Source organism: Mesorhizobium yinganensis (assembly GCF_040081985.1).
Taxonomy (GTDB): Bacteria; Pseudomonadota; Alphaproteobacteria; order Rhizobiales; family Rhizobiaceae; genus Kumtagia; species Kumtagia yinganensis.
The window spans coordinates 26,181-37,176 of record NZ_JBEBMH010000045.1; the positions used below are offsets into that span (position 1 = coordinate 26,181).

10 protein-coding genes and 1 tRNA gene are annotated in these 10,996 nt (G+C 61.4%); 7 read left to right on the forward strand and 4 right to left on the reverse strand.

Annotated features, from left to right (window positions below):
* The first annotated feature begins 174 nt into the window (after positions 1-174).
* The 6 genes from ABMA59_RS34545 (at position 175) to ABMA59_RS34570 (ending at position 5,877) form a co-directional block, all read left to right on the forward strand.
* Positions 175-1,002: a ferredoxin--NADP reductase gene (locus ABMA59_RS34545; RefSeq protein WP_349009891.1), complete on the forward strand. Its 828-nt coding sequence runs from the start codon at positions 175-177 to the stop codon at positions 1,000-1,002.
* A gap of 90 nt (positions 1,003-1,092) precedes the next feature.
* The gene (locus tag ABMA59_RS34550; RefSeq protein WP_425476043.1) at positions 1,093-1,488 is read left to right on the forward strand and encodes a DoxX family protein; all 396 of its coding nucleotides are present in this window, start codon (positions 1,093-1,095) and stop codon (positions 1,486-1,488) included.
* A gap of 9 nt (positions 1,489-1,497) precedes the next feature.
* A complete protein-coding gene (locus ABMA59_RS34555) occupies positions 1,498-1,827 on the forward strand; it encodes a hypothetical protein (RefSeq protein WP_349009892.1) in 330 nt (109 codons plus the stop codon).
* A 107-nt stretch (positions 1,828-1,934) separates the two neighbouring features.
* On the forward strand, positions 1,935-2,987 hold the full coding sequence (deoC, locus tag ABMA59_RS34560) for a deoxyribose-phosphate aldolase (protein ID WP_425476044.1): 1,053 nt from the start codon (positions 1,935-1,937) through the stop codon (positions 2,985-2,987).
* Between the two features lie 167 nt (positions 2,988-3,154).
* On the forward strand, positions 3,155-5,530 hold the full coding sequence (locus ABMA59_RS34565) for an aldehyde dehydrogenase family protein (protein WP_349009893.1): 2,376 nt from the start codon (positions 3,155-3,157) through the stop codon (positions 5,528-5,530).
* Between the two features lie 270 nt (positions 5,531-5,800).
* Positions 5,801-5,877, forward strand: a tRNA-Arg gene (locus tag ABMA59_RS34570).
* Between the two features lie 249 nt (positions 5,878-6,126).
* Here the strand turns inward: ABMA59_RS34570 and ABMA59_RS34575 are convergent.
* A complete protein-coding gene (locus ABMA59_RS34575; protein WP_349009894.1) occupies positions 6,127-6,579 on the reverse strand; it encodes an Lrp/AsnC family transcriptional regulator in 453 nt (150 codons plus the stop codon).
* A gap of 137 nt (positions 6,580-6,716) precedes the next feature.
* On the opposite strand from ABMA59_RS34575, the gene ald reads away from it, so the two are divergent.
* Positions 6,717-7,835, forward strand: a complete 1,119-nt coding sequence (ald, locus tag ABMA59_RS34580; protein WP_349009895.1) for an alanine dehydrogenase — start codon at positions 6,717-6,719, stop codon at positions 7,833-7,835.
* Between the two features lie 90 nt (positions 7,836-7,925).
* Here ald and ABMA59_RS34585 read toward each other — a convergent pair whose 3' ends face one another.
* From ABMA59_RS34585 to ABMA59_RS34595, 3 genes are all read right to left on the reverse strand, one after another.
* Complete coding sequence (locus ABMA59_RS34585; RefSeq protein ID WP_349009896.1) at positions 7,926-8,990, reverse strand: serine hydrolase domain-containing protein; 1,065 nt, start codon at positions 8,988-8,990, stop codon at positions 7,926-7,928.
* 87 nt (positions 8,991-9,077) lie between these two features.
* Complete coding sequence (locus tag ABMA59_RS34590) at positions 9,078-10,256, reverse strand: serine hydrolase domain-containing protein (protein ID WP_349009897.1); 1,179 nt, start codon at positions 10,254-10,256, stop codon at positions 9,078-9,080.
* Between the two features lie 10 nt (positions 10,257-10,266).
* Positions 10,267-10,863, reverse strand: a complete 597-nt coding sequence (locus tag ABMA59_RS34595) for an ATP-binding cassette domain-containing protein (RefSeq protein ID WP_349009898.1) — start codon at positions 10,861-10,863, stop codon at positions 10,267-10,269.
* Positions 10,864-10,996 lie beyond the last annotated feature (133 nt).

The window sequence follows — 10,996 nt, forward strand, 5'->3', positions numbered from 1 at the left end:
GGGCAGTTTGGAAAGCTGTTCTCCGCCCGCGTCTTGACCCTAAACTCGTTTGTATACTAATAAATTTCCGACACAAGAGCTTAGCTTTCGGGCATGCGTGGAGCAGTGGCGGACCGTTCGGGTCCGGCGCTTGAGACGTTGTTGCGCTGAAATGAAACGAAAGGCGCGGCGTCGATGAACTCTCCCCTCTCGCTCGGAAACGTCGCCGTCCGGCCGCTGGCTTTTCCTATCCCCGCCAATGTGCATGTCAAGACGGTGGTGTCGGTGAAGCACTACACCGACCGCCTGTTTTCGTTCCGCATCACGCGCCCGCAGTCGCTTCGCTTCCGCTCGGGCGAGTTCGTGATGATCGGCCTGCCTAATGCCGAAAAGCCGGTGTTCCGCGCCTATTCGGTCGCAAGCCCGGCCTGGGACGATGAACTGGAATTTTTCTCGATCAAGGTTCCGGATGGCCCCCTGACCTCCGAACTGCAGAAAATCCAGCCGGGCGACGCCGTGCTGATGCGCCACAAGTCGACGGGTACGCTGGTGGTCGACGCGCTGACGCCGGCAAAGCGCCTGTTCATGATCTCGACCGGCACGGGCATCGCACCCTTCGCCAGCCTGCTGCGCGATCCCGACACCTATGAAAAATTCGAGCAGGTGTTCCTCACCCACACCTCCCGTGACCGTGCGGAACTAGTCTATGGCCAGGAACTGGTCGCCGGCCTCGCCGACGACCCGCTGATCGGCGAGTTCACGCAAGGCCGCGTCACGCTCTATTCGACGACGACGCGCGAGGAATCCAGCCATATGGGTCGCATCACCGCGCTGATCGGCTCGGGAAAATTCTACAGCGACCTCGGCATCGAAGAACTCGATCCGGCAACCGATCGCGTGATGATCTGCGGCTCCATGCACATGCTGAAGGACGTCAAGGACCTGGTCGAAAGCCTCGGCTTCAAGGAAGGTTCGCTGAACCATCCCGGCGATTTCGTCGTGGAGCGGGCCTTCGTGGGGTGAAAGCTGAAACTGGACAGCAAGTTTGCGAGTCGGTTAGGGTTCCCTTCCGGCACTGGGCCGGCCTGGCACTGATGACATGGGAATCTGCCGATGTTCGAGGGTCTCTCCAAATACCAGCCGCAGTTCCTGGCGGTCCTCAGGATCGTGACTGCCCTGCTCTACATCGAGCACGGCACCATGAAACTGTTCGGCTTCCCGCCCTCCGAAATGTTCGCCAATGGGTTGGGAACACTGATGCTGGTCGCCGGCATCCTCGAGACGTTCGGCGGATTGCTCATCATCATTGGATTCCACACCCGCACGGTCGCCTTCATCCTGTCCGGCCAGATGGCGGTCGCCTATTTCATGGCGCATGCCCCGCAGGGTTTCTTTCCGGCTATCAATATGGGCGAAGCGGCGATCCTGTTCTGCTTCATCTTCCTTTATCTGGTGTCCGCCGGCCCCGGCGCATGGAGTGTGGATAATGCGAGGCGGAACGCCGTCTAGCAAGGTCGAATGACCGGTCCGGAGGTCGATCCGCACACGCTGGCGGCCGTCCGGATCATCTGCGACGCCATCGAGCGGATGCGCGTCCTGGCCTTCGCCTACGAAGGAGAGGAGCGTAGCGCTGACCCGTATATACTTGGCATCAGCCGGAAGGGCATTCTTGTGCTCTCGGCCGTTCAACGCTCAGGCGGCAGCGGAAGGGGTTTTCGCAGTTTCCACATCGAGGGCCTGTCGTCGCCCAGGATCACCGGGCAAAAATTCTTCGGCAATCACCCCGACTACAATCCGAAGGACCGGGATTTCGAAAAAATCCTCTGTCAGGTGAAACCGCGCGACTGACGCCCGGCGCCAACGCTGCCTTGAAATTCGTCGTCATTGGAGCGTAGAAGAAAGCTTGCCCTGCGGTGGCCTTGGCCGCGCGCCCGGCATGCCGGAGGACGACGCTCATGAACAGGGAAACAGGTCGCGCCACGGCGGGGCCGCAATCATCGGTGGTCATGCCTTTGCCCTCACGCATCCCGGCAAATGTGCAGCAAACGACACACGCCATCGCCCGCAATCCAGGCATGAAGCTCGACCTCGGTTTCCTGGAATCCGTGCGTTACGTCAACCGCAGCGCGCTGGAGCGGCGTGTCGCCACGCTGACAAAAAGGCGCTCGATCAAGGCCGACAACCAGGCCGCCTGGTTGCTGCGCGCCGTTGCCTGCATGGATTTGACGACGCTGAATTCCAACGACACGGAAGAGCGCGTGCGCCGGCTCTGCGCCAAGGCGATCAACCCGTTCCGCGCCGACATCGTCGAGGGGCTTGGCATCGGCGGTGCCAACATCCGCCCGGCTGCAGTATGCGTCTACCATCCGTTCGTGGCGACTGCCGCCGAGGCCGTGCGCGGCACCGGCATCCACGTCGCGGCCGTCTCCACCGCCTTCCCGCACGGCCTGGCGCCGCTGGACACGCGGCTGAAGGAGATCGAAGCCTCGGTGAAGGACGGTGCCGACGAGATCGACGTGGTGATCCCGCGCGGCCTGGTGTTCTCAGCGAAATGGCAGGAACTCTATGACGAGATCGTGCGGATGCGCGCCGCCTGCGGCGAGGCGCATCTGAAGGTCATCCTCGGCACCGGCGACCTCGCCACGCTGCGCAACGTCATGCTGGCCTCGATGGTGGCGATGATGGCCGGCGCGGACTTTATCAAGACCTCGACCGGCAAGGAAAGCGTCAACGCCACGCTGCCGGTCGGTCTCGTCATGGTGCGGGCCATCCGCGCCTATTTCGAGGAGACCGGCTTTTTGATCGGCTTCAAGCCCGCGGGCGGCATATCCACCGCAAAAGCCTCGCTCGACTGGCTGGTGCTGATGAAGGAGGAACTCGGCCGGCCCTGGCTGGAGCCGGACCTGTTCCGCTTCGGCGCCTCCAGCCTGCTCACCGACATAGAGCGGCAGTTGGAGCATCATCTGACCGGCCGCTATTCGGCCAACCACCGCCACGCGATGGCATGAGGGCGACGCCCCACCCTCTCCCTTCGAGGAGGGTCCCGAAGGCGCGGGGTGGGGTGCGAGAACGCGCCGAGTGATCCGATGAACCAATTAGACAGTCATTTACCCCCACCCCGATCGGCTTCGCCGATCGACCCTCCCCACAAAGGGGAGGGTGAAGGAGGCGCCTGATGAACATACTCGAAAAATTCAACGCGATGAATTACGGCCCCGCTCCCGAAGCCCGTAGCGAAGCCGATGCCTGGCTCGCCGGGCGCGATTTTTCCAAGGCGCTTTACATCGGCGGCGAGTGGAAGGCGGCCGCGTCGGGCAAAACGTTCGAGGTGCATGAGCCGTCGTCGACAAAACTGTTGGCGAAAGTCTCGGACGCGGGTGCCGCCGACATCGACGCGGCGGTCGCCGCCGCCGCCAAGGCGCTGCCGAAATGGAGCGCGCAGTCGGGCTACAGCCGCGCGAAAATTCTTTACGCCATCGGCCGCGCCATGCAGCGGCACCAGCGCCTGTTCGCCGTGCTGGAATCGATCGACAACGGCAAGCCGATCCGCGAGAGCCGCGACATCGACGTGCCGCTGGCGATCCGCCATTTCATCCATCACGCAGGCTGGGCGCAGGCACTGGACAAGGAATTTCCGGACCACAAGCCCGTGGGCGTCGTCGGCCAGGTCATCCCGTGGAATTTTCCGCTGCTTATGCTCGCCTGGAAGATTGCGCCGGCTCTGGCCGCCGGCTGCACCGTGGTGCTCAAGCCGGCGGAGTTCACGCCGCTGACGGCCATCCTGTTCGCCCAGATTTGCGACAGCGTCGGCGCGCCGAAAGGCGTGGTCAACATCGTGCATGGCGGACCGGAAGCGGGCGCGGCCATCGTCGACCATCCTGGCGTGCAAAAAATCGCCTTCACCGGCTCATCGGAGGTCGGAAAGATCATCCGCAAGGCCACCGCCGGGTCGGGCAAAAAACTGTCACTGGAACTCGGCGGCAAGTCGGCCTTCATCGTCTTCGAGGACGCCGATCTCGACAGCGCGGTAGAGGGTATGGTCGACGGCATCTGGTTCAACCAGGGCCAAGTCTGCTGCGCCGGCTCGCGGCTGCTGGTGCAGGAAGGAATTGCCGACGCCCTCATAGCCAAAGTCAAGGCGCGTATGGCGAAACTCGTCGTCGGCAGCCCACTCGACAAAAACACCGATATCGGCCCGCTGGTCGACAAGGTGCAGCTCGAGCGCGTTCGCGGGCTAGTGGAGGCCGGCGCTCGCGACGGCGCCGAATGCTGGCAGCCGGATTGCCCGCTGCCGGACACCGGCTGGTATCACCTGCCGACGCTGGCGACGCGCGTCTCGCCTGCCAACATTTTGGCGCAGGAGGAAGTGTTCGGCCCGGTGCTGGCGACGATGACTTTTCGCACCAACGAGGAAGCGGTCGAGCTTGCCAACAACACGCGATACGGCCTTGCCGCCTCCGTCTGGAGCGAGAATCTGAACGTCGCGCTGCACGTCGCGCCACAGTTGAAGGCCGGCGTCGTGTGGATCAACGGCACCAACATGTTCGACGCAGCCTGCGGCTTCGGCGGCTATCGCGAGAGCGGTTTCGGCCGCGAGGGCGGGCGCGAGGGCATGTTCGAATATCTTGTGGCGCTCCTGCCCTATGGCGCGGCGATCAAGCCGGCGGCCGACATCGCGCCGTCGCCGGAAGCGGGAGAAGCGTCTCCCGGTATCGACCGCACGGCAAAACTGTTCATCGGCGGCAAGCAGGTCCGGCCGGACGGCAACTATTCGATCGCCGTACAGGATCGCAAAGGCAAGGTTCTGGGCGAGGTAGGCCTCGGCAGCCGCAAGGATATTCGCGACGCGGTGTCGGCGGCACGCGGTGCCAAGGCATGGGCGGAAGCGACCGGCTTCAACCGAAGCCAAGTTCTCTATTATTTTGCCGAAAATCTTTCCGCGCGTGCCGACGAGTTTGCCATGCGGCTGTCGGCGCTCACCGGCGTATCGCCCAAAGCGGCGCGCGAAGAGGTCGAACAATCGGTCGAGCGGCTGTTCTATTATGCCGGCATGGCCGACAAGTTCGAGGGCCGCGTGCACCAGCCGCCGGCACGCGCCGTGACCCTGGCGCTGCACGAACCCGTCGGCATCATCGGCGTCGTCGCGCAGGACGAGCAGCCGCTGCTCGGCTTCATCTCGCTGGTGGCTCCTGCGCTGGCGATGGGTAACGCGGTCGTCGCCGTCCCCAGCCAGAAACATCCGCTCATCGCCACCGACCTCTACCAGGTGATCGAATATTCCGACCTGCCGGCCGGCGCGATCAACATCGTCACCGGGCGCAGCACTGAGCTTGCCGGCGTGCTGGCTAAACACGACGACGTCGACGGGCTGTTGATCGTCGCCGACGCCGATACCTGCCGCAAGGCCGAGGCCGAATCGATCGGCAATCTGAAGCGTGTCTGGACCAGCGGCGGCAAGGCGCTCGACTGGTCGTCCGACCTTGCGGCCGGCGAGGCCTTCCTGCGCCGTGCCGTCGAGGTCAAGAACGTCTGGGTGCCCTACGGCGACTGACATCGGATCGCATTCACCGCGGCGGCAAGATCGCCGTTGAAGAGCTCAGCCGCTTCGGATAAGAAGCCTTAGCCGAGTCCTATCCGGTTCGGCCTCGTCGGAATGCACCCATAGCTCAGCTGGATAGAGCGTTGCCCTCCGAAGGCACGTGTCAAGTCTGGCTGGTCGGGTTCGGGAAGAAAAAGTACGTAGGAGTTCAAAGACTTACGCAAGGGGTATCCAGCCCTTCGCAAGCGCGGAAAATTCGCGTAAGCACTGCGTAAGCAGGATGCACCCGTAGCTCAGCTGGATAGAGCGTCGCCCTCCGAAGGCGAAGGTCCCGCGTTCGAATCGCGGCGGGTGCGCCAAACTCCCGAACGTTCAACCGCCGATCTGGCGCTCAAGAGTTCATCCCGTAGCGGTGATTGCGACAACGCACCGTCTCGAAATAGCAATCCGAGCCGGTTTTTGGATAATCCGGATCGAACGGCGTCCGCTTGCTTCGACGTCGGCCGTTGGGGGTGTCACGGGCAATCCGGGGCGTATCCGCAGAATTCGGCGGATATACGATTCTTTGGGTCGATTTTCGTCCGACCAGCCACTTCAACTCGACCGACTCAGAGTGGGACGCCCGAAAATCGTTTCACCGTTCGGATAGTCATATTTGACTGGACACGCGCAACGCCGGGCAGCCGTGAGACGAGCGCACGATGAATACGTTCAAAGTCATCGCCGTTCCTGCAAGCAACTCGGAGTACGTAGTCGGCGTGGCCGGCCATCAGGTGGCATTCCAATACCTCTGGGACCGTGACTATCGTGGCCTCGAATGCATCGAGGGTCGCTTCGTCCTGGCCCGTCAAGACCACCTCGATGAAAAAGCTCATGCCAAAGCCGAGGAGTGTCTCATCGAGCTCCGCTCTATAGGCCTTGATGATCCCCGCCTGCTCCAACAGCTTGACGCGGCGATGGCATGCAGACGGCGACAGACCGACGAGTTGGCCGAGTTCCGAGATGCTCCTTTGGCTATCCTCACGGAGCGCCAGTAACAACCTCCTGTCGATGCGATCCATCTGCAATGACGTTCGATTAAATGCGGCGGCTGTCGAATGGCCTCTCAAGATCGGCGTTCCTTCACAGCAAGAACACAAACAATTCCTGCGCACTCTCTGGCTTTATCTGGGACTGTTTTCAGACACGGGAGAGTTCTTTGAAGATCGGCGTTCCAAAAGAAACAAAGGTCCACGAGTATCGCGTTGGCCTCACACCGGAGAGCGTTCGGGACCTCGTTGCTGTAGGTCATTCGGTTCTCGTGGAGACTCAGGCAGGCGACGGGATCGGCGCCAGCGATGAGGCCTATTCCGCAGCCGGAGCGAGCATCGTGCGTGCTGCGACGGAGGTATTTGAAACCGCCGAACTGATTGTCAAAGTCAAGGAACCGCAAATTGGCGAGAGGGCGCATTTGAGAGCGGGGCAGGTCCTCTTTACCTACCTGCATTTGGCGCCCGACCACGCACAGACCAGTGATCTTCTTGCGTCGGGTGTGACGGCAATCGCCTACGAAACCGTCACTGACAAGGCGGGCACGTTGCCGCTTCTGAAGCCAATGAGTCAGGTGGCTGGAAGGATGTCGATTCAGGCGGGGGCGGCATCGCTCGAGAAGTCTCGTGGCGGACGCGGGATTTTGCTGGGTGGTGTGCCGGGAGTGCGACCGGCAAGCGTCGTTGTGCTTGGGGGTGGCGTGGTCGGCTTCCATGCAGCCGAAAATGCAATCGGATTGGGAGCCGACGTCACTATCCTTGATCGCAGCCTCCAAACCATTGAGCGATTGCAGACTCATTTTGGTCAGCTTGCGAAGGTCCTCTTTGCAACGAAAACTACGATCTCGGATCTGATCACGGAAGCAGATCTTGTGGTGGGGGCAGTTCTCATCCCAGGCGCTACCGCCCCGAAACTCATTGAGCGACGCGAACTCGTGCAAATGCGACGAGGGAGCGTGCTTGTCGACGTGGCGATCGATCAAGGTGGATGCTTTGAATCCTCTACTCCGACGACACATGCCGATCCCACCTACATTGTTGATGGTGTTGTCCACTACTGCGTCGCCAACATGCCCGGAGCGGTTGCTCGAACGTCGACCTATGCCCTTAACAACGCCACGCTCCCGCATGTTCTGCAACTCGCCAATCTAGGATGGCGACAAGCGTTGCGAGAGGATCCTTATCTGCGGTCGGGTCTCAACATTCACGACGGCGAAGTGACGTGCGAACCGGTAGCGGTGGCCCACAACCGGAAGTTTGTATCGGCCGAGAAGGCACTTGCGTTGTAGTGAGGCCGTCCGTTCCCACAGGCGGCGGTAGAACCCCTCGAAAGCGGGAGCCGCCTGTGGGTTGTCGTTCCGTGGCAACGCACGTCCGCATCAGGAACAACCCAAGGCGTAGTAGATTGCATCGCGCAAATTGAGGGGGAAGGCACCGTCTGATCCCTCGAAGGCGGTGTTCGTCATGCTGACGACGGTGAGCGCACGACGGGGATTTACAAACCAGTCATGGCCGTAGCCACCGCTCCAACGCCATGTGCCCGTGTCGTGGGGTGTTCGCGTTACGGTTGGGTCGCATAGCACGGCCCCACCCATGCCGAAACGCCAGCCAGCCTCTGGAAAGTCGGCTGCCTCGGGCAACTGATCCGTGGTCATTAGGGCAGCATGCACAGGATCGAGGATTGGTGAGCCGCCGAGCCGAATTGCTTCCAGGAAGGTCATGAAGTCAGAAGCAGTCCCAACCATGCCGGCACCGCCGGAGGGGAAGGAATCCGGGTTAGAGACGCGGGAGGGTGAGAAGCGAACCCTGCCACCGCCGATTGGCAACTCATGGGGATCCGACATTCGCACCGGGCGCGGAACTGCGTCGGCGTAGGGGACCGCCAAGGCGTCAGCATCTCTTGGCCAGAACGTCGTATCCCTCATTTTTAGCGGTAAGGTGACGTGCTGCTTCACGACATCGGGTAGTACCGCCGTTGCTGCCTCGGCAATAACCGCGCCCAACACGTCGGTGGAGAGAGAGTAGCCCCAGCCGTGGCCTGGGTCGAATTTCAGCGGCACCTCGGCCAACCGCGCCAGTTGATCGTTGAAGCCAAGTCCGGGACGGTCAAGTCCGTTGCCGATCCCAAGGTCAAGAAACAGATCGCGGAACTCGTCGAAGCCGTAGTCCAGACCTGCCGTGTGAGTGAGTAGGTGCCGAACGCAGATATCTGGTCGCTTGCCGGATTTGGTGCGGGGTCGAAAGCTGGGCAGCCAAGTCGTGATCGGCTCGTCGAGGGCAAGCAGACGCTTTGCCACTAATGCCAAGGCGGCGGCGGAAACAATCGGCTTGGTCAGTGACGCCATTCGGAAGATAGTGTTTTCCCGCATGGGACGCGACTGCTCGCGATCGGCTGCGCCAGCGGCCCGCGCGTATACAAGGCTGCCCTCAACAGAGATCTGCACGCGGCGCCTACAATCCTCTCGAGCCGCAGAGCGCTGTCTATGACGTCATCGACATACGTGACGACGCGGCTTGTCGCTTCCCTCGCGTTAGTCATGTGGACTACCACTTGCATGGGCGCCATCAACGCAGCCGTGCAGCGCGTCGAGGAGAGCAAGGGATCTTGGGTCGGCTCCCTGCGATGGGAGCAGCGTATTCGTTAGGTAGGAGAATCCGGTTCTCAGGTCCGGCCAGGCGCCGTGCATCGAGCCGCCGGCGCCATCGTGCCCAAACGCCGTGGCCGGTCTGCCGAACAGGCTCGCGGGAGTCTGCAATTGAAAGCCAACACCGTAGGCCATCTCGCGACCAATGACGGGTTCGTATCCCCGACATAAGGGCACCGTTCCATGCGAGATTGTATCTGCAGCCAGCAGATGGAATCCCGCGATTTCGCCTCCCGCGCCAAGACAACCGTAGAGATATGCCATCGCTCGGGCAGTGGCCATGCCATTGCTCGCTGGGATTTCGGCCGCGCGCCAGGATCGCGTATTTGCCGGCATCGGGTCCGACGAGAATCGAGGAGGATTCTCGAACATCGACCATACGAGGGTCTCGTCCTGCGGCCGCGCCTGCGTGCGCACACCGAAGTTTGCACCGCGCTTCAGCGTTGCGACGCGAGGTTCTTGATCTGCGGGCAACCCGATCCATGCCGACAAACCAAGAGGCCGTGCGACGTCTTCCGCAAACATTCGACCGACGCTCCGCCCGTCGATCCGTCGAATGAGCGCTCCGCTCAACCACCCGAAAGTAAGAGCGTGATAGTTGAGTCCGATGCCGGGAGGGCAAATCGGGGGCTGCTCGGCAAGGAGCTGAGCCATTCTCACATTATTGGTAGCGTCAATCACACTCACGGGAGTGAGAAGTCCGGGCATTCCGGCACAGTGCGACACGACGTGTCGAACTAGGATGCGATCCTTTCCGGCTGCGGCAAACTCTGGCCAATACTCCGCAACTGGACTCTCTAGGTCGAGCAGGCCACGTTCGAGCAGGAGCAGCAGGCAGGTGGCCACCAGCCCCTTGCTTCCCGAGAAGATGCAGGCGATCGTCTCCGCGTCCCAAGATTTGCGGCACTGTTCGTCGGTCCATCCGCCCCAAAGATCGACCACCATCTCACCGGCAACTACGGCAGAGAACGCAGCGCCGGTGTCGCCTCGATGTCGAAAATTCGCCTCAAACTCTGTTGCGACCGCTTCGAAACCAGGTTTGACGATGCCATTGAGAACTCCCATCGTGACCTACCTAGTTCGCGACGATCACCCGCGTGACTTCCTCAATGTTCGTCTCGTCTTTCCGGACGTTAAGGATGCATCGCCCATGCGCCATGACGAACAGGCGGTCGCAGACACGGAAGGCGTGGTGAATGTTGTGCGTTACGAAGACAGACGACACACCATCCGCGCGCAGGCGGATGATATACTCAAGGACGTTCTCGGTTTCGCGTACCGAGAGCGCGCTCGTCGGCTCGTCAAGGATGAGTATCTTGTTCTTGAAATAGATCGCCCGCGCAATGGCGACCGCCTGCTGCTGGCCGCCCGATAGATCCTCGACGTTGATGTCAGGCGAGTGGATGCCTGAGATATCGACTGCATGCCCCAACACGTCCATGGCCGTGCTTCGCATTTCCTTGAGGCGGAGAAAGCCAAACCTACTAGTAAGTTCACGACCCGCGAAGATGTTGCGCGTGATCGTCATGGGGCCGGTAAGGGCGATATCCTGGTAGATGGTTTCGACACCACATGCCTCGGAGTCTCTGCGTGACCGAATGTCTACGCTCTGTTGATTTCCACTGAGAAGTGACCCAGTCGACGGAGGTTTTTCCATCGAGAATTGACCCATGTTTGAAGCTCCTCCCACACGGATTGTGTGGGGGACATCGGAGTGATCGACATGGAGTTATTGAGCGTCATCCGACGCTGGCACTACCGAGACCATCTTTCGATCCGCGACATCTCGCGCCGAACCGGACTAT

Coding starts and splice junctions, on each gene's coding strand:
- ABMA59_RS34545 (WP_349009891.1), top strand. CDS start 175: ATGAACTCTCCCCTCTCGCTCGGAAACGTCGCCGTCCGGCCGCTGGCT.
- ABMA59_RS34550 (WP_425476043.1), top strand. CDS start 1,093: ATGTTCGAGGGTCTCTCCAAATACCAGCCGCAGTTCCTGGCGGTCCTC.
- ABMA59_RS34555 (WP_349009892.1), top strand. CDS start 1,498: ATGACCGGTCCGGAGGTCGATCCGCACACGCTGGCGGCCGTCCGGATC.
- deoC (WP_425476044.1), top strand. CDS start 1,935: ATGAACAGGGAAACAGGTCGCGCCACGGCGGGGCCGCAATCATCGGTG.
- ABMA59_RS34565 (WP_349009893.1), top strand. CDS start 3,155: ATGAACATACTCGAAAAATTCAACGCGATGAATTACGGCCCCGCTCCC.
- ABMA59_RS34575 (WP_349009894.1), bottom strand. CDS start 6,579: ATGGATCGCATCGACAGGAGGTTGTTACTGGCGCTCCGTGAGGATAGC.
- ABMA59_RS34590 (WP_349009897.1), bottom strand. CDS start 10,256: ATGGGAGTTCTCAATGGCATCGTCAAACCTGGTTTCGAAGCGGTCGCA.
- ABMA59_RS34595 (WP_349009898.1), bottom strand. CDS start 10,863: ATGGGTCAATTCTCGATGGAAAAACCTCCGTCGACTGGGTCACTTCTC.